The sequence below is a fragment of the Sphingomonas sp. M6A6_1c genome (assembly GCF_053345135.1).
Genome location: NZ_JBKEZO010000005.1, coordinates 177276 through 199261 on the forward strand (window position 1 = coordinate 177276; position 21986 = coordinate 199261).

Annotated in this window: 24 protein-coding genes and 1 riboswitch; of the genes, 8 read left to right on the plus strand and 16 right to left on the minus strand. The window is 69.2% G+C overall.

The window, feature by feature from the left end:
- Positions 1-2: 2 nt before the first annotated feature.
- A complete protein-coding gene (gene cobW / locus ACLBWH_RS11950; protein WP_447799068.1) occupies positions 3-1064 on the minus strand; it encodes a cobalamin biosynthesis protein CobW in 1062 nt (353 codons plus the stop codon).
- 180 nt (positions 1065-1244) lie between these two features.
- Positions 1245-1475: riboswitch (cobalamin riboswitch) on the minus strand.
- 238 nt (positions 1476-1713) lie between these two features.
- A complete protein-coding gene (locus ACLBWH_RS11955) occupies positions 1714-2085 on the minus strand; it encodes a hypothetical protein (protein ID WP_447799070.1) in 372 nt (123 codons plus the stop codon).
- Positions 2086-2266: 181 nt separating this feature from the next.
- Between ACLBWH_RS11955 and ACLBWH_RS11960 the strand changes: the two genes are divergently transcribed.
- Together ACLBWH_RS11960 and ACLBWH_RS11965 are read left to right on the plus strand one after the other, a co-directional pair.
- Complete coding sequence (locus ACLBWH_RS11960) at positions 2267-2482, plus strand: hypothetical protein (RefSeq protein WP_322849927.1); 216 nt, start codon at positions 2267-2269, stop codon at positions 2480-2482.
- A 53-nt stretch (positions 2483-2535) separates the two neighbouring features.
- Entirely contained in the window at positions 2536-3669 is a 1134-nt protein-coding gene (locus ACLBWH_RS11965; protein ID WP_447799072.1) for a metallophosphoesterase, read from the plus strand.
- A 1-nt stretch (position 3670) separates the two neighbouring features.
- Here ACLBWH_RS11965 and ACLBWH_RS11970 read toward each other — a convergent pair whose 3' ends face one another.
- From ACLBWH_RS11970 to tgt, 4 genes are all read right to left on the minus strand, one after another.
- On the minus strand, positions 3671-3946 hold the full coding sequence (locus ACLBWH_RS11970; RefSeq protein WP_447799073.1) for a hypothetical protein: 276 nt from the start codon (positions 3944-3946) through the stop codon (positions 3671-3673).
- Entirely contained in the window at positions 3943-4146 is a 204-nt protein-coding gene (locus ACLBWH_RS11975) for a DUF5818 domain-containing protein (protein WP_322849925.1), read from the minus strand. Before ACLBWH_RS11975 ends, ACLBWH_RS11970 begins: the two co-directional genes overlap by 4 nt.
- Before the next feature lie 334 nt (positions 4147-4480).
- Positions 4481-4669 (minus strand): hypothetical protein, encoded by a 189-nt coding sequence (locus ACLBWH_RS11980; protein ID WP_322849924.1) that lies wholly within the window; start codon positions 4667-4669, stop codon positions 4481-4483.
- Between the two features lies 1 nt (position 4670).
- Positions 4671-5807 carry a tRNA guanosine(34) transglycosylase Tgt gene (tgt, locus tag ACLBWH_RS11985; protein WP_447799076.1) on the minus strand — a complete coding sequence of 379 codons (1137 nt, stop codon included), beginning with the start codon at positions 5805-5807 and terminating at the stop codon, positions 4671-4673.
- 69 nt (positions 5808-5876) lie between these two features.
- Between tgt and ACLBWH_RS11990 the strand changes: the two genes are divergently transcribed.
- Positions 5877-6041 (plus strand): hypothetical protein, encoded by a 165-nt coding sequence (locus ACLBWH_RS11990; RefSeq protein WP_322849922.1) that lies wholly within the window; start codon positions 5877-5879, stop codon positions 6039-6041.
- A 5-nt stretch (positions 6042-6046) separates the two neighbouring features.
- Here ACLBWH_RS11990 and ACLBWH_RS11995 read toward each other — a convergent pair whose 3' ends face one another.
- The 8 genes from ACLBWH_RS11995 to ACLBWH_RS12030 all read right to left on the minus strand — a co-directional run bounded on the left by ACLBWH_RS11995 (position 6047) and on the right by ACLBWH_RS12030 (position 12260).
- Complete coding sequence (locus ACLBWH_RS11995; protein ID WP_447799078.1) at positions 6047-6505, minus strand: EF-hand domain-containing protein; 459 nt, start codon at positions 6503-6505, stop codon at positions 6047-6049.
- Positions 6505-7539 carry a tRNA preQ1(34) S-adenosylmethionine ribosyltransferase-isomerase QueA gene (gene queA, locus ACLBWH_RS12000; protein ID WP_447799080.1) on the minus strand — a complete coding sequence of 345 codons (1035 nt, stop codon included), beginning with the start codon at positions 7537-7539 and terminating at the stop codon, positions 6505-6507. The genes ACLBWH_RS11995 and queA overlap by 1 nt, the downstream gene beginning before the upstream one ends.
- Positions 7536-8255 carry a peptidylprolyl isomerase gene (locus ACLBWH_RS12005; protein WP_322849919.1) on the minus strand — a complete coding sequence of 240 codons (720 nt, stop codon included), beginning with the start codon at positions 8253-8255 and terminating at the stop codon, positions 7536-7538. Before ACLBWH_RS12005 ends, queA begins: the two co-directional genes overlap by 4 nt.
- Positions 8256-8581: 326 nt before the next feature.
- Entirely contained in the window at positions 8582-9088 is a 507-nt protein-coding gene (coaD, locus tag ACLBWH_RS12010) for a pantetheine-phosphate adenylyltransferase (RefSeq protein ID WP_322849918.1), read from the minus strand.
- Between the two features lie 11 nt (positions 9089-9099).
- Complete coding sequence (locus ACLBWH_RS12015) at positions 9100-9957, minus strand: polyprenyl synthetase family protein (protein ID WP_322850046.1); 858 nt, start codon at positions 9955-9957, stop codon at positions 9100-9102.
- 37 nt (positions 9958-9994) lie between these two features.
- Complete coding sequence (locus tag ACLBWH_RS12020) at positions 9995-10234, minus strand: exodeoxyribonuclease VII small subunit (protein WP_038665424.1); 240 nt, start codon at positions 10232-10234, stop codon at positions 9995-9997.
- Positions 10235-10324: 90 nt separating this feature from the next.
- Positions 10325-10516 carry a hypothetical protein gene (locus ACLBWH_RS12025; protein ID WP_322849917.1) on the minus strand — a complete coding sequence of 64 codons (192 nt, stop codon included), beginning with the start codon at positions 10514-10516 and terminating at the stop codon, positions 10325-10327.
- 58 nt (positions 10517-10574) lie between these two features.
- Entirely contained in the window at positions 10575-12260 is a 1686-nt protein-coding gene (locus ACLBWH_RS12030) for a diguanylate cyclase (protein WP_447799083.1), read from the minus strand.
- A 105-nt stretch (positions 12261-12365) separates the two neighbouring features.
- Between ACLBWH_RS12030 and ACLBWH_RS12035 the strand changes: the two genes are divergently transcribed.
- Positions 12366-12773 (plus strand): NUDIX hydrolase, encoded by a 408-nt coding sequence (locus ACLBWH_RS12035; RefSeq protein WP_322849915.1) that lies wholly within the window; start codon positions 12366-12368, stop codon positions 12771-12773.
- Between the two features lie 317 nt (positions 12774-13090).
- On the opposite strand, the gene clpA is transcribed toward ACLBWH_RS12035, so the two are convergent.
- Positions 13091-15406 carry an ATP-dependent Clp protease ATP-binding subunit ClpA gene (gene clpA, locus ACLBWH_RS12040; RefSeq protein ID WP_447799086.1) on the minus strand — a complete coding sequence of 772 codons (2316 nt, stop codon included), beginning with the start codon at positions 15404-15406 and terminating at the stop codon, positions 13091-13093.
- A 134-nt stretch (positions 15407-15540) separates the two neighbouring features.
- Positions 15541-15738 (minus strand): DUF1192 domain-containing protein, encoded by a 198-nt coding sequence (locus ACLBWH_RS12045; RefSeq protein WP_447799088.1) that lies wholly within the window; start codon positions 15736-15738, stop codon positions 15541-15543.
- A gap of 92 nt (positions 15739-15830) precedes the next feature.
- On the opposite strand from ACLBWH_RS12045, the gene ACLBWH_RS12050 reads away from it, so the two are divergent.
- From ACLBWH_RS12050 to ACLBWH_RS12065, 4 genes are all read left to right on the plus strand, one after another.
- Positions 15831-16829 carry an NAD(P)H-quinone oxidoreductase gene (locus ACLBWH_RS12050; protein ID WP_447799089.1) on the plus strand — a complete coding sequence of 333 codons (999 nt, stop codon included), beginning with the start codon at positions 15831-15833 and terminating at the stop codon, positions 16827-16829.
- Positions 16830-17085: 256 nt separating this feature from the next.
- A complete protein-coding gene (locus ACLBWH_RS12055; protein WP_322849910.1) occupies positions 17086-18165 on the plus strand; it encodes a LacI family DNA-binding transcriptional regulator in 1080 nt (359 codons plus the stop codon).
- A 195-nt stretch (positions 18166-18360) separates the two neighbouring features.
- Entirely contained in the window at positions 18361-20832 is a 2472-nt protein-coding gene (locus ACLBWH_RS12060; protein ID WP_322849909.1) for a circularly permuted type 2 ATP-grasp protein, read from the plus strand.
- Between the two features lie 163 nt (positions 20833-20995).
- Positions 20996-21880 carry a transglutaminase family protein gene (locus ACLBWH_RS12065; RefSeq protein WP_447799437.1) on the plus strand — a complete coding sequence of 295 codons (885 nt, stop codon included), beginning with the start codon at positions 20996-20998 and terminating at the stop codon, positions 21878-21880.
- The last annotated feature ends 106 nt before the right edge of the window (positions 21881-21986 follow it).

Sequence of the window (21986 nt, forward strand, 5' to 3'; positions counted from 1 at the left end):
GCTCAGCCGTTCAGCACGGGTCCGATCGTCGCGGGATCGATGCGGTCGTGCTCGGCGATGACGACCAGCCGGGTGGCGCGCGCCTCGTCCGGCCGCCACGGCCGGTCGTATTGCGTCCGCACCCGCGCGCCGACCGCCTGGACGAGCAGCCGCATCGGCTTGCCGCGCACCGCCGCATAGCCCTTGACGCGCAGAACGTCGGACTCGCGCGCGAGCCGCTCGATCGCTGCGACGAGCACCGCTGGGTCGTCGATCTCGCCGGTCTCGTGGACGAGGCTGTCGAAATCGTCGTGCTCATGTTCGTCCTCGCCATCGTGATGCGACGGGCGGGCGGCGATGTCGTCCTCGGCGGCGGCGTCGAGGCCGAGGATCACCGCGGGATCGATCACGCCGTCGACCAGCTCGACCACCGGCACCGGCCGCGGCGCCTCGGCGGCGATCACCGCGCGGGCGGCGGCGACGCCCTCCGGCCCGGCGAGATCGGCCTTGGTCAGCAGCACCATGTCGGCACAGGCGAGCTGGTCCTCGAACACCTCGGCCAGGGGCGTCTCGTGGTCGATCCCCGGATCGGCGGCGCGCTGCGCGTCGAGCGCGGCGACATCGGTGGCGAAGCGGCCGGCGGCGACCGCCTCGGCATCCGCCAGCGCGATGACGCCGTCGACGGTGATGCGCGAGCGGATCGCCGGCCAGTCGAACGCCTTCAGCAGCGGCTTGGGCAGCGCGAGGCCGGAGGTTTCGATCAGGATATGGTCGGGGCGCGGATCGAGTGCGAGCAGCGTCTCCACCGTCGGGATGAAATCGTCGGCGACGGTGCAGCAGATGCAGCCGTTGGCGAGTTCGACGACATTCTCCGCCGGGCAGTCGGGAATCGCGCAGCCCTTCAGGATGTCGCCGTCGACGCCCAAAGTGCCGAATTCGTTGACCACCACCGCGAGCCGGCGGCCATTGGCGTTGCGGATCAGATGGCTGATCAGCGTCGTCTTGCCGGCGCCGAGGAAGCCGGTGACGATGGTGACGGGCACCTTGGTAAGCCGGGAGGCGGCATGGGGCAGGGGATCGGCCACGGATGTTCCTTCGCGAGCGCCGCGACGACGAAAGCACGGTGGGGCCACATATCGCCGATGCGCGAGCGACGGACGGGCGCTTCGCATGTCGCCCGCGCCACGCACCGATGCGGGCCAACCGCATGGGTCTTCGTCGCTCAGACGGAACACCGTGCCCCGGCCATCCCCTGGACCAAAGCAAGAGCGACCTTATCGCCGGCAGGTTTCCTGGCTCGCGGGTCATGGTTCGGGGCACGGCCTTCCCGGATCGGGCGAACCCTTGCCAGTGGCCGCCTTCCCGACAGGGGAAGGCATGTGTCCGTCACTCGCCGCTTACAGTTGCAGGGACAGCCGCGGCATTGGAGCCGAAGCCCCGCACCGCATTCCCATTTACGCCCCCTTGCGAAGGGCACCGACGCGATCATGGCACCGGGAACCGGCACCGCCGATCGACTTAGCCGCTACCGCCGGCTTTGCCAATCGCGCAGGCGAGCGCGGGCGACCGGCACTCTGTACGGTATCGTACATAGCCCGTTTCCGGTCGACTTGCGGCCGTTAACCATTAGAGCCCGTGCGCAGCAGGAAGGGTTCTCCCGATCCTTCGTGTGCAGTTCTCCAGGACTGTCGGAGCCGTCGCCGCATCCGTGGTGGCGGCTCCACCTCGACCGCGTCAGTGCGCGGCGAGAAGCGCGGCCTGATCGTCGATCAGGCGGCTGATCGAACGTTGCAGCGTGTCGTGCGACACCGGCTTTTCGATCACCGTCGATCCCGGCGGACATTCGCCGCAGCGTTCGGGATAGCCGGTGACGTAGAGGATCGGGATGTGGCGGCCCCCGGCGATCCGCTCGACCGCACTCACCCCCGAGCCGTGCGCGAGCTTGACGTCGGCGATGATCATCCCCGGCGTGCAGCGCTGCGCCGCCGCTTCCGCCGCCGCCTGCGTCTCGGCGATCTCGGTGCTGTCGGCCCCGGCGAGCAGCGCGGCGTCGGAGACGAACTGCCCGAACAGATAGGAATCCTCGATGATCAGCACATGGGTCATGACGCCTCCCGGCAGTGCCCGGACGCCGGCAGGCCAGAGGTGGCGATGCTTTCTCCCGAACCGGCCCCTAATGCGTCATCCTGATCTAAGTTCCTGATCGAGGTGATTTTTGTCCTGACGGAAGGCGTCATGCGTCCGGTCCCCGCGACGATGCGTTGACGCCGCTGACAAGGAGAGAATGATGACCGAGACCACCAACCCCGCCGACCACGCTAGCCCCGCCGAAGGCTTCGGCGATCTGCCGATCCAGCCGACCGGTTCGGGTGTCGCGGATCTCGAAATCGCCTATGAGCAGATGAAACTCGCCGAACAGGCGGAGGCAGACGTCGGTTCGGTCGCGGTGACGCCGACCGACACGAGCGAGGCCGCCGTCGAGAGCGCCGCGCACCCGAGCTGATCGACGGGCGGCGTGACGGGACGGCGACGCGGCCGCGTGGCGCGCCAAGGAGAATGACGATCTTCCACCTGATCTTTGCGACGCCGTCCCTGTACGTCATCGTCCGTTGGCTGTTGCCGCTGTCCCTGCCGTTCTGGGCGAAGGGGGGCGTCGCGGTGACGTTGCTCGCCGCCTCGCAATATCATTTCTGGAGCCGCCTTTCGTCGGGATCGGTGTTCGCCCCCGAATTCCCCCGCGGCATCGTCATCCTGTTCAACTGGGCCTTCGGCGCGCTCGTGCTGCTCGCGCTGCTCCAGATCGTGCTCGATCTCGGCACGCTCGCCACGATGCTGGTCCGGCGCGAGGTGGCGGGGGCACCCGACGCGGCGCGCTACGGTATCGCCGGCGTCGCGGCGCTGCTCGCCGCGATCGGCGTTGCCGGCGCGATCCGGGTGCCGCCGGTCCGCGACGTCACCGTCGCGGTAAGCGACCTGCCACCGTCGTTCGACGGCTATCGGCTGGTGCAGCTCACCGACCTGCATATCAGCCGGCTGTTCCCGCAGCGCTGGACGCGGGCGGTCGTCGACCGGACCAATGAAGCGGGCGCCGACCTGATCGTCGTCACCGGCGACTTCATCGACGGATCGGTGGACATGCGCCGCGCCGACGTCGCCCCGCTCGCCGGGTTGCGCGCGCCCGACGGCGTCTATGCGATTCCCGGCAACCACGAATATTTCTTCGATTATGCCGGCTGGATGCGGCACCTGTCCGGGCTCGGCTTTCGCATGCTGCCCAATGCGCATCGCGTGCTGACCCGCGGTGGCGACGGGCTCGTGCTCGCCGGGGTGACCGACGCCTCCGCGCCGTCGCATGGCGAGGCCGGCCCCGATCTCGACGCCGCCTTGGCGCACCGGCCGCCGGCCGCGCCGGTCATCCTGCTCGACCATCAGCCGCGCAACGCGCGCCTGGCGGCGGCGCGCGGCGTCGCGCTGCAACTGTCCGGCCATACGCATGGCGGGATGATCGTCGGGCTCGACCGGTTGTTCAGGCCCGCGAACGGTGGCTTCGTGTCGGGCCGGTATGCGGTGGACGGCATGACGCTCTACGTCAGCAACGGCACCGGCCTGTGGCCGGGCTTCGCCTTGCGCCTCGGCCGGCCGCCGGAGATCACCCGGATCACGCTCCGCACCGCGCCCGCGGCGGGCTGAGCTACAGGCCGAGCTTGTCGAGCGCGGCGGCGAGTTCCGTGTCGATCGCCGCCGCCTCGCCCTTCGGCGTGAGGCGGTTGAGCGCGGTCTGCACGCGGGTCTGCGCGACCTGCAGCGTCTTGTAGCGCACCTCGCGCGTCGCATTGGTCCGCCACGACGGGCTCTCGCCCAGCAACGCCGCCCATTTCGCTTCCTCGACGGCGAGGATCGCCAGCGCCAGCCGCAATCCGTCGCGCCGGCCGCGGGCATAGTCGTCGGACGGGGGCGGGGTCTTCACGCCGGCGCCACGCCATCGGCGTTGACGAGATCCGGCCCGACCAACGTGCCGACCAGCCGCACGCGCTTCTCGACCAGATCGACCGGCGTGCGGTGCAGCTCCAGCTCGAACCGGCCGCCCGAATCGCGGCGCAGATAGAAGGCGCCGCCGTCGCGGATCAACGTGCCGGTTTCATCGACCCTGGTTCCGATCGCGATCATCTTGGCGGTGCCTCGTGCTGGTGATGCCGGAAGAGGCGGCGGGGGAGAGCCGCGGGCTCGCATCCCCCGCCCATCCGGTCGGGCCGTTGCCGGTCTTGCCGGCGGCTCCTCTCCTGCCGTTTCTTGTCTATCCGCCCGAACACGGTGGCCACGACGTGCCGGATGTCAGGGCAAAAAGAAAGGCCGATCGAGACGACCGGCCGTAAAAGTTTTTAGGAGAGGATGCCTGAAAGGCACGCTCTTTGTGCAGCGCAGCACCTGTTCCCGCAAGTGCAAATGGTAGCGCTCAACATGCAAAGTTTGCAATCGCGATGGGAAACGCGTTTCGGGCCGGTCAGTCCTGCTTCTTGCCCGAATTGGCGAACAGCACCGCCGCCGCGACCGCGGCGGAGCCGATGCCGACGCCGATGATCCGCATCGGCCAATGGCTCTTGGTCGACGGATCGCGAGTCTTCGCGGCGGCGTCCTGCTGCGCCTTGGCCGCGGCGGCCGCGGCGAGAATCTCATTGGGCTGATCCGACATATTACTCTCCCTTGCCCCGCTTATAGCGCGCGCGGAACGCGTTCGCGAACGGGGTCAGTTCCCTGGCTGCAATGGCCTGCCGCAGGTCCGCCATCAAGCGTTCGTAGAACCAGATATTATGCTCAGTCATCAGCATTGCGCCGAGAATCTCGCCGGACCGGACGAGATGATGGATATACGCACGGCTCCACGTCGTGCAGGCGGGGCAGGCGCATTCGGCGTCGAGCGGCCCCTGGTCCTCGGCGAATTTCGCATTGCGCAGATTGATCGGCCCGCCGCGGGTGAACGCCTGCCCCGTCCGCCCCGACCGCGTCGGCATGACGCAGTCGAACATGTCGATGCCGCGCTCGACCGCGCCGACGATATCGTCGGGCTTGCCGACCCCCATCAGATAGCGCGGCTGGTCCGCGGGCAGTTGCGCGGGCGCGAAGTCGAGGCAGCCGAACATCGCCTCCTGCCCCTCGCCGACCGCGAGGCCGCCGACCGCATAGCCGTCGAAGCCGATGTCGATCAGCGCATCCGCCGACGCCTTGCGCAGCCCTTCGTCCAGCGCGCCCTGCTGGATGCCGAAGATCGCATTGCTCGCGCCATGCTCGCCGCCCGCGTCGAACGCGGCGCGGCTGCGCTTCGCCCAGCGCATCGACCGCTCCATCGCCGCCGCCTGCACCTCGCGCGTCGCGGTGGTCGGGACCAGCTCGTCGAACGCCATGACGATGTTGGAGCCGAGCAGGCGCTGGATCTCGATCGACCGTTCCGGGCTGAGCAGATGGCGGGTGCCGTCGAGATGCGACTTGAACGACACGCCCTCCTCGGAGCGTTTGGTGAGGTCGGCGAGGCTCATCACCTGATAGCCGCCCGAATCGGTGAGGATCGGCCGTTCCCAGCCCATGAAGCCGTGCAAGCCGCCGAGCCGCGCCACCCGCTCCGCGCCGGGGCGCAGCATCAGGTGATAGGTGTTGCCGAGGATGATGTCGGCGCCGCTCGCCGCGACGTCGGCGGGCTTCATCGCCTTGACCGTCGCGGCGGTGCCGACCGGCATGAAGGCGGGGGTGCGGATCGTGCCGCGATGCATCTGGATGGAGCCGGTGCGGGCGCGGCCGTCGGTGGCGGCGATGGTGAAGGCGAAACGCGAGGACATGATCGCTCCGCTTTGGCGAAGCCGGCCGGCGGTGTCGAGCGTTGGGGCGCGACAACAAGGAGATGGATCATGGCCGACGAACCTATGGCGCCCGGCGATCAGGCCCCCGCCGGCACCCCCGGCACGGGCGAGAACGTCTGTCCGCGCTGCAACGGCAGCGGACGGATCGGCGACGACGCCTGTCCGACCTGCGCGGGGTCGGGGGTGGTGATCGAGGGGATCGGCGGCGGCTGAGCCGCCTAGCGCTTGCGCTTGCCGGGCGGTCCCATCGTCCGGCCGGCCATGGCGCGGATCGTCAGCAGCTCCTTGCGGGTGACGACGCCGTCCTTGTCGACGTCGAGTCGCGCGAAAATGCGCGCGAACGTCGCCTGCAACTCGGCGAGCGTGATGCGATTGTCGCCGTCGCTGTCGACCTCGAACGGGCTCGGCAGCGCGTTGCGGTCGCCCAGCCAGCGCTCCGCCCAATCGGCGAAGGCGATATAGCCGATCGTCCCCGCCTTGCCGCTGTCGATCGCGGCGAAGCTGCGCCGCACGCCCGCATCGAGTTCGACGCGGGAGGTACGGCCATCGCCATCGCTATCGAAACCGGCGATCGTCATGCCGACCGGCTCGACGACGAAGGTCGCCGGCGGCTGGCCGGGCACCGCGGGCACCGGCAAGGCCGGAACGGCGGCCTGGAGCAGGAGCGCGAGCAGCATCACCCGCGCGCCGGCAGCAACAGCGACGCATCGCCATAACTGTAGAAGCGATACCCCGCGGCGATCGCATGCGCGTAAGCCGCCTGCATCCGCTCCCGCCCCATCAGTGCCGATACCAGCATGAACAGGGTCGATTTGGGCAGATGGAAGTTGGTCACCAGCCCGTCGATGCCGCGGAAGGCATAACCGGGGGTGATGAAGATCGCGGTGTCGCCTTCGAACGGCGCGATGACGCCGTCGGCGCGCGCGGCGCTCTCGATCAGGCGCAGCGAAGTGGTGCCGACCGCGATCACCCGGCCGCCGTTCGCGCGCACCGTGTTGAGCCGGTCGGCGGTCGCGGCGTCGATCCGGCCCCATTCGGCGTGCATGCGATGATCGGCGGTGTCCTCCGCCTTGACCGGCAGGAAGGTGCCGGCGCCGACGTGCAGCGTCAGCGTCTCGTGCGCGATCCCCGCCGCCGCCAGCGCGTCGACCAGCGCCGGGGTGAAGTGCAGCGCCGCGGTGGGCGCGGCGACCGCACCGGGCTCGGCGGCGAACATCGTCTGGTAATCGGTCGCATCCTGCGCGTCGGTCGGGCGCTTGGCGGCGATATAGGGCGGCAGCGGCATGCGGCCGGCACGCTCGAGCAGCAGTTCGACCGGCTCGTCGCCGGCGAAGTCGAGCGCGAAGCTGCCGTCCTCGCCGCGATCGGAGGCGCGCGCGCCGACCCCCGCGCCGAAGTCGATCGTGTCGCCGTCGCGCAGCCGCTTGGCATTGCGGATGAAGGCACGCCAGCGGCGCGGTCCCTCGCGCTTGTGCAGCGTCGCACCGATCGCCGCATCGCCCCGCCGCCCCTCGAGCTGTGCCGGGATGACGCGCGTGTCGTTGAACACGAGGCAGTCGCCGGCGCGAAGCTGGCCGGGCAGGGCGCCGACGGTCAGGTCACGCGTCGCCTCGCCGTCGAGGACGAGCAGCCGCGCCGCGTCGCGCGGCACCGCCGGGCGCAACGCGATCCGTTCGGCCGGCAGGTCGAAGTCGAAAAGGTCGACCCTCACTTGCGCGCAGGCGCGGCCCCGGCGGGCGCACGCTTGGGCGCGGCGGTGCCGGCCGGGCCTGCGCCGGGCAGCGTCACCGGCGCGCCGAGCGTCACCGGCGTCGGTGCGGCAGCGGCCGTGTAGGGCGGGGGATTGTCGGCGGCGATATAGGCGCGGACGATGCGGGTCGGATTGGCGGGCGGCTCGCCGCGCTCGATCGCGTCGACATATTGCATCCCGTCGATCACCCGCCCGAACACCGTATATTTTTTGTCGAGGCTGAGCCGCGGCTGGAAGACGATGAAGAACTGGCTGTTGGCGCTGTTCTCGGCGTCGGCGCGCGCCGCCGACACCGCGCCGCGGACGTGCGGCAGATAGTTGAACTCCGCGGCGACGTTGGGCAGCGTCGATCCGCCGGTGCCGTCGCCCTTGGGATCGCCGCCCTGCGCCATGAAGCCGTCGATCACGCGATGGAACAGCAGACCGTTGTAGAAGCCCTGCCGGGTCAGCGTCTTGACCCGCTCGACCATCTTCGGCGCGACATCGGGGCGCAGCCAGATCGTTACCCGGCCGCCGTCCGACAGATCGATCAGCCAGAGATTCTCCTTGTCGGTGGTCGCGGGCGGGGTCGCCCGCTCGGCGACCCCGGGCACCGCCTGCGCGGCGGCGGCAGCCGCGGCGAAGGGCAAGGCGAACAGGCAGAGAAGAAACGCAAACAGACGGGCGAACGGGCGCATGGAATATCCAACCTTGGGTGGTGCCGGCGGCTTAGAACAAAATGCGGATTGCACCAAACTGAACGTGGTCAGACGTTCCTGATGCTTGTCTGCGTCGCGCGTCGCTGCCCCGCTGGTCGATCCGCTATCGCACTCACGTCGTCACCCCGGACCCGTTCCGGGGCCTACTCTGCGGCGAGGAGAGAGGCTTGAGGGGCAGGCGCGCAACGGCGGCCCGGTGGACCCCGGAACGGGTCCGGAGTGACGAGTCGTTGGGGAGATCGATCGAGCCTCGTCATGCCCCCCTGTCCGATGGCCCTGGCCGTGCGGTAACGGGCGGAACGCCCTCAGCTGCCCTTGCGGCCGATCACCTCGACCCGGGCGACCACTTCCGCGCAGACGGCGGGGGTGACGAATTTGCCGATCGGGCCGCCGAACAGGGCGATCTCCTTGACCAGGCGGCTGGCGATCGGTTGCAGCGCGACGTCGGCCATCAGGAAGACGGTCTCGACCCGCGGATTGATCTGCTGGTTCATGCCCGCCATCTGATATTCATATTCGAAGTCCGCCACCGCGCGCAGGCCGCGGATGATGACCTTGGCGCCCTGGCGTTCGGCGAAGTCCATCAGCAGCGAATCGAAGGCGACGACCTCGACCGTGCCGCCGATCCCCGCCACCTCGCGGCGGACGATCGCCATCCGTTCCTCGATCGTGAACATCGGCGATTTGGAGGGATTGGTGGTGACGCCGATCATCAGCCGGTCGACCAGCTTCGCGCCGCGCCGGATGATGTCCATATGCCCCAAAGTGATGGGGTCGAAGGTGCCGGGATAGACGCCGATCCGCTCTGCCATGTCGTTTCCCTTCAGCGATCGCGTTCGACGACGTAGCGCGCGACCTCGCGCAGCACGTCGGCCTCGGAACCGTAGCCGTGGAGGTGCTGTACCGCCTGGTCGACGAGCATGCGGCATTGCTCGCGCGCGCGATCGACGCCGAGCAGCGACAGGAACGTCTCCTTGCCCGCCTCGCCGTCCTTGCGCAGCGCCTTGCCGACCACCGCCTCGTCGCCCTCGGCGTCGAGCAGGTCGTCGGCGATCTGGAAGGCGAGGCCGAGGTCGTGCGCATAGCCGTGCAGGCTGCGCCGTCCCTCCGGCGGCACGCGGCCGAGGATCGCGCCCAGCTCGACCGAGACGGAGATCAGCGCGCCGGTCTTCATCTGCTGCAACCGGGTGACGGTGGCGAGATCGAAGCGCGAGCGTTCGGCGACGAGGTCCATCATCTGCCCGCCGGCCATGCCGCTCGGCCCGGAGGCGCGCGCCAGTTCCATCACCAGCTCGGCGCGGACGAAGGGATCGGCGTGCGTCCTGGGATCGGCGAGGATCTCGAACGCCAGCGCGTGCAGGCAATCGCCGGCGAGGATCGCGGTCGCCTCGTCATACGCCTTGTGCACGGTCGGCTTGCCGCGGCGCATGTCGTCGTCGTCCATCGCCGGCAGATCGTCGTGGATCAGCGAATAGACGTGGATCGCCTCCACCGCGAGCGCGACGTCGCCCGAACAGTCGCGGTCGACGCCGAACAGGTCGGCGGTCGCGCCGACCAGCAGCGGCCGCAGCCGCTTGCCGCCGCCGATCGCCGCATGCCGCATCGCGCGATACAGATCGGCACGGGGATCGTCGGGGATCGCGAGCAGCCGGTCGAACCGCGCGTCGATGTCCGCGGACATGCGCGCCAGGGCCGCGTCGAGCGTCGTCGTCACGCGATCAGCCTGCGGCAAAGGGGCGCGTCGCCGTCGCCTTGCCCTCGGCATCGAGGCGGATCGCCTCGATCCGCGCCTGCGCGGCGTCGAGCCGCTCGGCGCAGCGCTGGCGCAGCCGGTCGCCGCGCTCGTAGAGCTGGATCGATTCGTCCAGCGTCGCCTCGCCGCTTTCGAGCCGGCCGACGATGCGTTCGAGCTCCTTGAGCGCGTCTTCGAACGACAGGCTTTCGATAGGATTATCCATGGCCTCGCTATGCGGCAGCGTCGAAGCAGGCGCAAGCGCGGGCGGCGCCGGCATGGTTTCGCCCGGCGATGCCGGCATCGCCGCGTCCGGTCAGCGGTGCGCGGTCCAGGTGTAGAGCACCGATACGCCGACCAGCCCGAGGTCGATCGCCGCCTGGACGCGATGCGGGCGGGGATCGCCGATGTCGTGGGTGAGCAATCGGATATCCGGCGTCGGGTGGCGCAGGGCGAGCAGCATGGCCAGCGCGAGCCCTGCCACGGCCAGTTTCCGACGGTCCCTCATCGCGTTATCCTCCCGATCGCGCACGGCGTACCAGAAAGCCGGTACGGCGGCCAGCGGGTCATGCCACCTGGACGAGGGCGTCGCCGTGGCGGACGCGGTCGCGCCCGGCCGCCTTCGCGGCGAACAGCGCGCGATCGGCGCAGCGGTACATCGCCTTCCAGTCGGTCTCGCGGGTCAGCGTGCCGGTGCAGGTGCCGATACTGGCGGTGACGACGAGGTCGAACGGCATCCGCTCCATGCGCAACCGGTCGAGCACCGCGCGCGCGTCGAGCGGCGTATCCGCGCGCACCAGCATCGCGAACTCCTCGCCGCCGATCCGCGCGACCAGCGCTTCGGGCGTGGCGGCGGCGCGCAGCGAGCGGGCGATGAGGCGCAGCACCTCGTCGCCGCCGTCATGACCGATCGTTTCGTTGATCCGCTTGAAATGGTCGATGTCGACGAGGATCAGCTGATGCTCGTCCTCGCGGCCGATCGCGCCGTCGAGGAAGGCGCGGCGGTTGAGCAGGCCGGTGAGCGGATCGGTCGCGGCGAGCAGCCGGGCGGCGATCTCCTGTTCGCGCGCCGCGTCGCGCTCGAGGCTGAGCAGCCGGATACGATAGGCGACGCCGAGCGACGACAGCGCCGCCTCCAGCGCCATCGCCAGCAGCGTCGAATTGTCGATCCACAATTGCCAGGCGAAGACGTTGAACGCCGCCAGGATCCGCACGCTGCCGAGCACCACCGGCGCCCCCCAGGCGAGGCCGAAGACCCACAGATAGTTGCTGCGCCGGCGATAGGCGCGGATCAGGATCGGGGCGAGCAGGGTGATGACGAACAGATAGCTCGCGGTGCTGATCAGGTCGGTGACCGCGGCGAAGCGCGGCGTCAGCCACGCATAGGTGCCGGCGGCGAGCAACACGAAGGCGATGACCGCGCTGCTGTACGACCGCAGCCAGCCGTCGAACACGCGACGTTCGAAGAAGGCGCGCGCGAAGACCAATGCCGCGGCGGCCGAACCGGCGAGCAGCACGTAGTTGATCCGCTGGCGATCGTTGTTGTCGATGCCGGTGATCTGGCCGAGCAGCCCCGACGAGGTGAAGGCGTAACCGAGAAGGCACAGCACCATCAGGCAATAGGCCGGCTGGAACGCCTGGCGCAGCGCCGCCCATAAAGCGAGATTGTAGACGAGCAGCGCGAGGCACATGCCGGCGAACGCCGCATAGAGCGCGGCCATCGTCATGTCGGCGGCCGCGGCGGCGTCGCGATCGATCAGCGTCGGCCCGACCAGCACGCCGCGGCGGTTGAGCGCACCCTCGACGTGCCACAGCAATCGCACCGGCGGCGCGGCGTGACGCGGCAGCGCGAGTTCAATGATCGCCCCGAGCCGCAGGTGCCGGCCGGCATTGGCGCTGGTGAAGCCGGTGTGGCGGATCGCGCCATCGGCATAGAGCACGTAGAGCGTCGCGCGCGACTGCCACAGGCTCGCCTGGCGCACCCGCAGCGCTGCGTCGTCGGTGGCGGGCAACGGTTGCGACAGCACCCAATAATCGCCCGGGCCGTAACTGGTCTGCTTGCCCGCGCAATCGAAGCGCTGCGGCTGCGCGAACAGCGTCGCGGCGGTGCGGCCGTCCGCCTGGCCTGCGGCGGGGAGGATGCAGGCGCGTAGCGGGACGTGCGTCTCCGCGCGGGCGGGATCGGCCGCGATCGTGGTCAGGACCAGCAACAGGACGGTGAGGATCCATCGTATTGCGGGTGCGCTCGACATGAGCTGGCGGCTAGCAGCCGAGTGCAAACCATTGGTTAACAACGGGGTAAGCCGATTTGCGCGGTGCCGGGCGATCGGGCAAAATGGTACGCGAGGGAGGACCGCATGCATTCCATGTCCGAACCGCGCGTCGGCTGCGGCGCGGCGATCGTCGTCGATGGCCAGATCCTGCTGCTGCGCCGGCTGAAACCGCCCGAGGCGGGCTGCTGGGGCCTGTCCGGCGGCAAGATCGACCTGTTCGAAACGGCCGAGGCGGCGATGCGTCGCGAGGTTTCGGAGGAGCTGGGCATCACCGTCGGTGCTGCGGACTGGCTGTGCTGGGTCGACCAGATCGATACCGACGCCGGCACGCATTGGGTCGCGCCGGTCTATCGCGTCCGCGACTTCACCGGCACGCCGCGCAATTGCGAGCCGACCAAGCATGAGGGACCGCAATGGTTCGCGCTCGACGCGCTGCCGGAACGGCTGACCACGCCGACGCGGGTCGCGGTGGCGGCGCTGACCGGGCGGTAGCGCGACCGGAGGGTTAGTGAAACGACATTTGACCAAAGTCCTCCCCCGCAAGGGGGAGGTGGCATGCCGCAGGCATGACGGAGGGGGAGGACACGCAACCGAAGTCATTGCTTACCTCCCCCTCCGTCACGGCTTCGCCGCGCCACAGTGCCGGGTCGGTCATGCCCCTGGCATGACCTTGAACGGCCGGCGGCCGTTCAACCCGGCACTCCCTGGCGGGGGAGGAATTTCGCGGAATGTCGCGGCCCTCGCACTCCCAAACGAAAACGGGCCGGACTGTCGCCAGTCCGGCCCGCTCTGCCATCATCGTCCGACGTTTATTTCGCGTCGACCGGTTCGGCCTTGCCCTTCTTCTTCGGCTTCTTCGGTGCCGCCGGCTCGATGCCGAAGGACAAAGCGCCATCCTTCATCCGTACCGTAACCTCGCCGCCATGGACGAGCTTGCCGAACAGCAGTTCCTCGGCGAGCGGCTGCTTGATCTTCTCCTGGATCAGGCGGCCCATCGGACGCGCGCCGTACAGCTTGTCATAGCCCTTCTCGGTCAGCCAGCTCTTGGCGGCATCGTCCAGGTTGATGTGGACGTTGCGGTCGGCGAGCTGGAGTTCGAGCTGGAGGATGAACTTGTCCACCACCCGCGCGACCACCTCGGTCGGCAGATAGCCGAACGGCACGATCGCATCGAGCCGGTTGCGGAATTCCGGCGTGAACATCTTCTGCACCGCCTGCTCGTCCTCGCCCTCGCGGGTGAGATTGCCGAAGCCGACCGTCTCGCGCGCCATGTCCGACGCACCGGCATTGGTGGTCATGATCAGGATCACGTTCCTGAAATCCACCGACTTGCCGTGCTGATCGGTGAGGCGGCCGTTGTCCATCACCTGCAGCAGGATGTTGAACAGGTCGGGATGCGCCTTCTCGATCTCGTCGAGCAGCAGCACGCAATGCGGGTTCTGGTCGACCGCATCGGTGAGCAGCCCGCCCTGGTCGAACCCGACATAGCCGGGAGGCGCACCGATCAGCCGGCTGACCGAATGCCGCTCCATATATTCGCTCATGTCGAAGCGCTGGAGCGGAATGCCCAGGATCGACGACAATTGCTTGGCGACCTCGGTCTTGCCGACGCCGGTCGGGCCGGTGAACAGATAGTTGCCGATCGGCTTTTCCGGCTCGCGCAGGCCGGCGCGGGCGAGCTTGATCGCCGAGGCGAGCTTCTCGATCGCGCTGTTCTGGCCGAAGACGACGCGCTTCAGATCGGTTTCGAGGCTTTCCAGCGCCGCCTTGTCGTCGGTGCTGACCGACTTCGGCGGGATGCGCGCCATCGTCGCGATCACCTGTTCGATCTCCTTGGCGGTGATCGTCTTCTTGCGCTTGTTGAGCGGCACCAGCATCTGCATCGCGCCCACTTCGTCGATCACGTCGATCGCCTTGTCGGGCAGTTTGCGGTCGTTGATGTAGCGCGCCGACAGTTCCACCGCCGACTTGATCGCGTCGGGGGTGTATTTGACGTTGTGATGATCCTCGAACGCCGAGCGCAGGCCGGCCAGGATCTTGATCGTATCCTCGATCGTCGGTTCGTTGACGTCGATCTTCTGGAAGCGCCGCAGCAAGGCGCGGTCCTTCTCGAAGTGGTTGCGGAATTCCTTGTAGGTGGTCGAGCCGATGCAGCGGATCGTGCCGCCCGACAGCGCGGGTTTCAGGAGGTTGGAGGCGTCCATCGCGCCGCCGCTGGTCGCGCCGGCACCGATCACGGTGTGGATCTCGTCGATGAACAGCACCGCGTGCGGCAGCTTCTCGAGTTCGTTGACGACCGCCTTCAGCCGCTCCTCGAAATCGCCGCGATAGCGGGTGCCGGCGAGCAGCGCGCCCATGTCGAGGCTGTAGATCACCGCCTCGAGCAGCACGTCGGGAACCTCGCCCTCGACGATCTTGCGCGCGAGCCCTTCCGCGATCGCGGTCTTGCCGACGCCGGGATCGCCGACATAGAGCGGGTTGTTCTTCGACCGGCGGCACAGGATCTGGATCGTGCGATCCACCTCCGGCCCGCGTCCGATCAGCGGATCGACCTTGCCGATCTTCGCCTTCTCGTTGAGATCGACCGTGAATTGCTTGAGTGCGCTTTCCGTCTTGCCCTTCTCCTGTCCCTTGGCGGGCTTATCCTCCTCGGCGCCCTTGGGCGTCGTGGCTTCGGCGGCTCCGGCACCCTTGCCGACGCCGTGGCTGATGAAGCTCACGGCATCGAGGCGGCTCATGTCCTGCTGCTGCAGGAAATAGACGGCATAGCTTTCGCGCTCGCTGAACAAGGCGACGAGCACGTTGGCGCCGGTCACCTCGTCGCGGCCCGACGATTGGACGTGCAGGATCGCGCGCTGCACGACGCGCTGGAAGCCGCTGGTCGGCGAGGGATCGGTCACGGCATCGACCTTGAGCGCGTCGAGCTCGGTGTCGAGGTAATGCGCGACGGTGGTCTTGAGATCGCCGAGCTCGACGTGGCACGCCTCCATCACCTTGGAGGCATGTTCGTCGCCGATCAGCGCGAGCAGCAGATGTTCGAGCGTCGCATATTCGTGCCGACGCGAGGACGCGGCTTCGAGCGCCTTGTGCAGCGTGGTCTCGAGCGCGGGAGCGAAGGATGGCATTCAGATTACTCCAGTCGGGTCGCGGTGGGTGGCCGAACCCTTTCCAACCATGTCGGTATCGCGGGCGTCCGCATCAAGCACTTGACGTCGCACGTCCGGCATCCTGCACGCGGCCGGTCCAGTGCGGTGCCGGTTCATCGCCGGAATAACGCGTCGGCGCTTGCGCGGTGGTTAACGGATCGCTCGCGCGCCAACCGGGTGCGCAGGATCTCACCATCCAGCGCGACGAGACGGCCATCGAGTTCGGCAACCGACAGCGGATCGAGATCCTGCCGCAGCAGCTCGGTCAATGCGTCGTTGGGACGCGACGGGGCGTCGTCCGATTCCATCATCGCATAACGTTGACCCCCGCCCGCGCGATGTCAATAAGGCCCTATGGCCCGTATCCCTGCGGTCGGGCGAGCTACGGACAGGATGCGACCGGATGAGCGAAGTGCCCGAGACGATGCAGGCGATCGATCCGGAGGCGCCCGGCGGGCCGGAGGTGCTGCAACTGGTCGAGCGGCCGGTACCGCGGCCCGCCGCGGGCGAGGTGCTGATCCGCGTCGCCGCCGCCGGGGTCAACCGCCCCGACGTGCTCCAGCGCAAGGGCGGCTATCCGCCGCCGCCGGGGGCGCCGTCGATCCCGGGACTGGAGATCGCCGGCACCGTCGTCGCGCTGGGTGCCGATGTCGACGAGGCGCTGCTCGGCCAGCGGGTCTGCGCGTTGCTCGCCGGCGGCGGCTATGCGCAATATGCCGTCGCGCCCGCGGGCCAGTGCCTGCCGGTGCCCGCCGGGCTCGACATGGTCGAGGCGGCGGCGATCCCCGAGACGCTGTTCACCGTTTGGACCAACCTCTTCGAACGCGCCTTCGCGACCGAGGGCGACAGCGTGCTGCTGCACGGCGGCACCAGCGGCATCGGCACGATGGCGATCGCGCTCGCCAACATCTTCGGCCTGACGATCATCGTCACCGCCGGCTCGGACGCGAAATGCGCGCGCGCGCTCGAACTCGGCGCGACGCATGCGATCAACTACAAGACCGAGGATTTCGTCGAGCGGGTCAAGGCGATCACCGACGGCAAGGGCGTCACGGCGGTCATCGACATGGTCGGCGGCGATTACGTGCCGCGCAACCTGCAATGCCTCGCCGACGACGGCCGCCACGTCTCGATCGCGGTGCAGGGCGGCGCGCAGGCGACGATCCCGTTGTTCGAGATCATGCGCCGCCGCCTGACGCTGACCGGATCGACGCTGCGGCCGCGCGACACCGCGTTCAAGACGCTGGTCGCCGACGAGATCGGCCGCACCGTCTGGCCGCATGTCGAGGCGGGCCGGCTCCGCCCGATCATCGACCGCGTCTTCCCGCTCGCCGAAGCCGCCGCGGCGCACGCCCGGATGGAAGAGGGCGATCACGTCGGCAAGATCGTGCTCACCGTCTGACCCGCGCCGGCGATGATGTCGGGGTCGATGATAAGTGCATCATTAACCCCCTCATCTTAAAGAACTAAACTGTAAAAGCCTACGCAAGGCTGATGCCACGATCCGGGCATCGTCGTCTTCTGGATGCAAGAGGACTCTTGTCGATCGTGGTGTACGCTGGCGCACCGGGCATGCTCTTACTGGCGAAACTCTTGCTCCCCTTGCCGCTTGCGTCCATGCCTGCGGTTCATCCCCAATGGATTGTCCCGCGCGCGTCATGACTCTTCCTCCCGCTTCTCCGCCCCGTTCCTCCCGCCGGGCGGGTTCCGCGCCGACGATCAGCGACGTCGCCACCCGCGCCGGCGTGTCGCCGATGACCGTCTCGCGCGTCATCAACGGCGAGAGCAACGTCCGCCCCGCCACCCGCGACCGGGTCAACGACGCGATCTCCGCGCTCAACTACGCGCCCAATCCCGCCGCGCGCAGCCTGGCGGGGGCGGGGCCGTCGCGCGTCGGCCTGCTCTACAGCAATCCCAGCGCCGGCTTCCTCAGCGAATTCCTGCTCGGCAGCCTCGACCAGGCGAGCCGCAGCGACGTGCAGATCATCGTCGAGAAATGCGACCTCGGCGATCATGAGCTGGAGGTCGCGCAGCATCTCATCGACGGCGGTATCGACGGCATCATCCTGCCGCCGCCGCTGTGCGAGGCGCCGGCGCTGCTCGCGCTGCTCGACGCCGCCAATATCCCCAGCGTCGCGGTCGCCACCGGCCTGCCCGCCGAACGCCAGATGGCGATCCGCATCGACGATCGCGCCGCCGCGGCGACGATGACCCGGCATATCATGGACCTCGGCCATCGCCGCATCGGCTTCATCGCCGGCAACCCCAATCTGTCCGCCAGCGACCAGCGGCTGGAGGGCTATCGCGAGGCGCTGGCCGAGGCCGGGATCGCGATCGATGCGGACCTGATCGTCGACGGCCTGTTCACCTATCTCTCCGGCCTCGACGCCGCCGAGCAATTGCTCGGCCTCAACGATCCGCCGACCGCGATCTTCTCGTCCAACGACGACATGGCGGCGGCGACGGTTGCGGTGGCGCATCGCCGCGGGCTCGACGTGCCCGGCGACCTCACCGTCTGCGGCTTCGACGACACGACGCTGTCGACCGCGATCTGGCCCGAACTCACCACCATCCACCAGCCGATCGCCGACATGGCGCGCGCCGCGGTCGCGCTGCTCGTCGGCACCATCCGCCGCCAGCGCGGCGGCGACGCGCCCCGCCACCAGGTGCTCGACTATACGCTGATCCGCCGCCAGTCCGACGCCCCGCCGCGGCGCCGGCCGCGCGCCAGCCTGTAGCTTGGATCAACGTTCCGCGCCTCCGCGCCTCCGCGTGAACGTCTCTTCCTCTCCCCGCGCAGGCCGACGCCGGTTGCCGATCCCGCGCCATGCGCAGCGAGACCGCAATCGGCCGCGGCGGCCGGTTATGGGTTGCGTCGCAGCGCGCAAGCGTAGACGGTGCCGGCGGGGCGAATGAGGGTGACACGCTAAGCTATGGCGACGCAGGCTGCGCCTTTGGATGCCGCGACGCATGCGCGGCAATGGATCGCCGATTATTGCGCCCGCGCCACTGCGGGCGACGTCCTGTGCGGCGGCGAGGATCGCGCCTGGGCGGCGATGTTCGAGGAACTCGCCACCGTCGCCTCCGACGATCTCGATCACGTCCGTGAGCGGGTGCAGCGCCACGCCGCCGATATCGGCATGGGCTTCCGCATCATCGGCGAGGCGGACGAGCGGCCCTGGCCGGTCTCGCCCGTGCCGCTGCTGATCGAGGCGCGCGAATGGGCGCATATCGTCCGCGGCGTTACCCAGCGCGCCGCGCTGATGGAGACGGTGATCGCCGATCTCTACGGCCCCGGCAAGCTGGTCGAGCGCGGGCTGATCCCCGCCGCTCTGGTCACCGGCAGCCCGTATTTCCTGCGGCCGATGGTCGGGCTGGAGCCGCCCGGCGGCCGCCATCTCCATTTCATCGCGATCGACCTCGGCCGCGGCCCGACCGGCGAATGGCGCGTGCTCGCCGATCATTTGCGCGCGCCCGCCGGCGCCGGCTATGCGCTGGAGAACCGGCTCGCGGTCAGCCGGACGCTCGGCGGGTTACAGGCGCGGATCAACGTCCAGCGCCATGCGCCGTTCTTCGCCGCCTTCCGCGCCGGCATCGCCGCGATGTGCCGGCGTACCGATCCGCGCATCGGCCTGATGACGCCGGGCCGGTTCAACCCGAGCTATCCCGAACAGGCGCATCTCGCGCGCTATCTCGGCCTGCTGCTGGTTGAGGGCGCCGATCTCGCCGCGCTGGAGAACCAGCTGTACGTCCGTACCATCGGCGGGCTGAAGCGCGTCGACGCTCTGTGGCGGCGCGTCGATCCGCGCATGCTCGATCCGCTGGCGTTCGATTCGCATTCGCAGATCGGCGTGCCGGGGCTGATCGACGCTTATGCTGCGGGCAACGTCGTGCTGTCGAACGCACCCGGCGCGGGCGTGCTGGAGGCGCCGGCGTTCGGTGCCTTCCTGCCGCAACTCGCGACGCGCTTGTGCGGCGAGAGCCTGCATCTGCCCAATATCGCGACCTGGTGGTGCGGCCAGCCGTCCGAGCGCGCGCGCGTCGAGGAGGATCTCGACCGGCTGCTGGTCGGCGCGGCGTTCGGCCCGGTGCCGCTCGGCCTGCCCGGCGGCCGCACCGTGCCGGGTGCCGAGCTCGACGCCGGCCAACGCGCCGCCTTGCTCGCCGACATGGCGCGGCGGCCGCAGGACTATGTCGGGCAGGAGATCGTCCGCCTGTCGACGATGCCGGTGGTGATCGACGACCGGTTGGTGCCGCGGCCGTTCACGCTGCGCGTGTTCGCCGCGCGCGACGGCAATGGCGAATGGACGGTGCTGCCCGGCGGCTTCGCGCGGATCGGCGAGACGACCGATGCGCGCGCGAGCGTGATGGGCGAGGGGGTCTGGTCCGCCGACGTCTGCATCCACGGCGCCGACACGGTCGAGCCGGTGTCGCTGCTCCCCGCACCCGATTCGCACCACGTCCGCCGCAATCCCGGCACGCTGCCGAGCCGCGTCGCCGACAATTTCTACTGGCTCGGCCGCTATCTGGAGCGCGGCGAGGCGTTGCTGGCGGCGATCCGCGTCATGCTCGGCAATTCGATCGACGCCGATGGCGGCGCGGCGCTGTCGCCGGCGACCGTCGGCAAGCTGGTCGGCCTCATCACCGGCGGCGGCGCCGCGCCGCATCCCGCCTCGCTGCATCGCGGCGACCTCACCGCCTTCGCGCGCACCGCGATGGAGGACGAGGGCTGGCATTCGGTCGCGACGATCAACCGGCTCGCGCGCGGCATCGGCGATGGCTCGCGCGACCGGCTGTCGGCGGACATGGTGCGGCTGCTCGAAGCGCCGTTCCCGACGCATCGCGGCATGCTCGACCGCGCCGGTTCGCTCCAGCGCCGCTATGTCGCGATCGCCGGCCTGTCGGCGGAGCATATGGGGCGCACTGCGGCATGGCGGTTCCACGACCTCGGCCGCCGCGTCGAGCGGGCGATGGCGATGACCCGCGCGTTGCGGCTGTTCGGCATGCCCGGCGCGACCGCGGACGATCTGTCGACCCTGCTCGACCTCGCCGACAGCCAGATCAGCTATCGCCAGCGCTATCTCACGGGAATCGCGCGCGTCCCCGTCGTCGACCTCGTCGCGCTCGATCCGGGCAATCCGCGCAGCCTCGCCTATCAGGCGGAACGGATCAACGAGCGGCTGCGCGACCTGCCGGTGCTGAGCGACGACGGCATGCCCGAACCGCAACAGACGCACGGCCGCAGCCTCGCCGCGGCGCTGGCGATGACGACCGCGGCGACGCTCGAACCCGACGTGCTCGGCGATATCGAGCGGCGGCTGGCGCAATTGTCGGAAGGCGTCGCGCGCCGCTATTTCCTGCAAGGCGCCGAGCCGCTGCGCGCCGGCGGGCTGACGCTGGCATGAGGGCAATGCAGCACGGCGGTTGGGGTTCGGGCGCTTTCCTGCTTTCCCCCGTCACCCCGGACTCGTTCCAGGGTGACGGGATGGGTAGGGAAACCGGTTGCCCCAAGCCATTCATCATAGGCATCCGTGCCGCTTGTCCGGCGGAAACCGCATGATCGGTGAAATGCTCTACGATATCCGCCACATCACCCGGTTCGACTATGGCGGCAACGTCAAGTTCGCGCGCTGCAACCTGCGGCTGAAGCCGATCGACTGGCCGGGGCAGAGCCTCGAGGATTATGCGCTCACCGTCGAGCCGGTCGGCCGGCTCAGCCCGGCGCGCGCCGAGGCGGGGCTCGCCAACGTCACGCGGCTGGTGATCGACACGCCGGTGCGCAGCCTGACGATCGAGAGCCGTTCGCGGATGCGCGTCGACCGGCTGGTGCCAATGGCCTTGCCCGACGACCCGACGCTGGGCGAGATCGCGGCGCTCGCCCGCGCCAGCCGCGACCTGTCGGCGGCGAGCCCGGCCAATTATCTGTTCCCGTCGCCGCTGATCCCGCTCGACCACGCCATCGCCGCTTATTGCGCGCCCGATCTCGATCCGACGCGCGGCGCGCTGGAGGCGGGGATCGCGCTCGCGCGGCGTATCCAGGACGATTTCACCTTCGACGCGACCGCGACTCTGGTCGACACGCCGCCGCACGAGGCGTTCCTCAAGCGCAAGGGCGTCTGCCAAGATTTCGCGCAGATCATGATCACCGGCCTGCGCGCCGCCGGCCTGCCCGCGGCCTATGCCAGCGGCTATATCCGCACCATCCCGCCCGCGGGCCAGCCGCGGCTGGTCGGCGCGGATGCGACGCATGCCTGGGTGCTGCTATGGTGCGGGCCGGTGCACGGCTGGGTCGGGCTCGATCCCACCAACGGCATCTGGATGGCGGGCGACCATATCGTCATGGCGGTCGGCCGCGACTATGCCGAGATCGCGCCGGTCGACGGCGTCGTGCTCGGCTCGCAGGCGCAGAACATGGCGGTAAGCGTCGACGTCGCGCCGCTGGCCGAGGGCTGATTCACGTTCCCCGTTTGCGCTGAGCCTGTCGACGCCTGTCCTGAAGGACACGGAGCAGAGGTGTCGCTTACCTCCCCCTCCGTCATGCCTTCGGCATGCCACTTCC

Excerpts from the sequence above, each read along its gene's own strand:
- ACLBWH_RS11955 (WP_447799070.1), bottom strand. The coding sequence starts at position 2,085 with ATGACCCATGTGCTGATCATCGAGGATTCCTATCTGTTCGGGCAGTTC.
- ACLBWH_RS11960 (WP_322849927.1), top strand. The coding sequence starts at position 2,267 with ATGACCGAGACCACCAACCCCGCCGACCACGCTAGCCCCGCCGAAGGC.
- ACLBWH_RS11965 (WP_447799072.1), top strand. The coding sequence starts at position 2,536 with ATGACGATCTTCCACCTGATCTTTGCGACGCCGTCCCTGTACGTCATC.
- ACLBWH_RS11975 (WP_322849925.1), bottom strand. The coding sequence starts at position 4,146 with ATGATCGCGATCGGAACCAGGGTCGATGAAACCGGCACGTTGATCCGC.
- ACLBWH_RS11980 (WP_322849924.1), bottom strand. The coding sequence starts at position 4,669 with ATGTCGGATCAGCCCAATGAGATTCTCGCCGCGGCCGCCGCGGCCAAG.
- tgt (WP_447799076.1), bottom strand. The coding sequence starts at position 5,807 with ATGTCCTCGCGTTTCGCCTTCACCATCGCCGCCACCGACGGCCGCGCC.
- ACLBWH_RS11990 (WP_322849922.1), top strand. The coding sequence starts at position 5,877 with ATGGCCGACGAACCTATGGCGCCCGGCGATCAGGCCCCCGCCGGCACC.
- ACLBWH_RS11995 (WP_447799078.1), bottom strand. The coding sequence starts at position 6,505 with ATGCTGCTCGCGCTCCTGCTCCAGGCCGCCGTTCCGGCCTTGCCGGTG.
- ACLBWH_RS12005 (WP_322849919.1), bottom strand. The coding sequence starts at position 8,255 with ATGCGCCCGTTCGCCCGTCTGTTTGCGTTTCTTCTCTGCCTGTTCGCC.
- coaD (WP_322849918.1), bottom strand. The coding sequence starts at position 9,088 with ATGGCAGAGCGGATCGGCGTCTATCCCGGCACCTTCGACCCCATCACT.
- ACLBWH_RS12015 (WP_322850046.1), bottom strand. The coding sequence starts at position 9,957 with ATGTCCGCGGACATCGACGCGCGGTTCGACCGGCTGCTCGCGATCCCC.
- ACLBWH_RS12020 (WP_038665424.1), bottom strand. The coding sequence starts at position 10,234 with ATGGATAATCCTATCGAAAGCCTGTCGTTCGAAGACGCGCTCAAGGAG.
- ACLBWH_RS12025 (WP_322849917.1), bottom strand. The coding sequence starts at position 10,516 with ATGAGGGACCGTCGGAAACTGGCCGTGGCAGGGCTCGCGCTGGCCATG.
- ACLBWH_RS12030 (WP_447799083.1), bottom strand. The coding sequence starts at position 12,260 with ATGTCGAGCGCACCCGCAATACGATGGATCCTCACCGTCCTGTTGCTG.
- ACLBWH_RS12035 (WP_322849915.1), top strand. The coding sequence starts at position 12,366 with ATGCATTCCATGTCCGAACCGCGCGTCGGCTGCGGCGCGGCGATCGTC.
- clpA (WP_447799086.1), bottom strand. The coding sequence starts at position 15,406 with ATGCCATCCTTCGCTCCCGCGCTCGAGACCACGCTGCACAAGGCGCTC.
- ACLBWH_RS12045 (WP_447799088.1), bottom strand. The coding sequence starts at position 15,738 with ATGATGGAATCGGACGACGCCCCGTCGCGTCCCAACGACGCATTGACC.
- ACLBWH_RS12050 (WP_447799089.1), top strand. The coding sequence starts at position 15,831 with ATGAGCGAAGTGCCCGAGACGATGCAGGCGATCGATCCGGAGGCGCCC.
- ACLBWH_RS12055 (WP_322849910.1), top strand. The coding sequence starts at position 17,086 with ATGACTCTTCCTCCCGCTTCTCCGCCCCGTTCCTCCCGCCGGGCGGGT.
- ACLBWH_RS12060 (WP_322849909.1), top strand. The coding sequence starts at position 18,361 with ATGGCGACGCAGGCTGCGCCTTTGGATGCCGCGACGCATGCGCGGCAA.
- ACLBWH_RS12065 (WP_447799437.1), top strand. The coding sequence starts at position 20,996 with ATGCTCTACGATATCCGCCACATCACCCGGTTCGACTATGGCGGCAAC.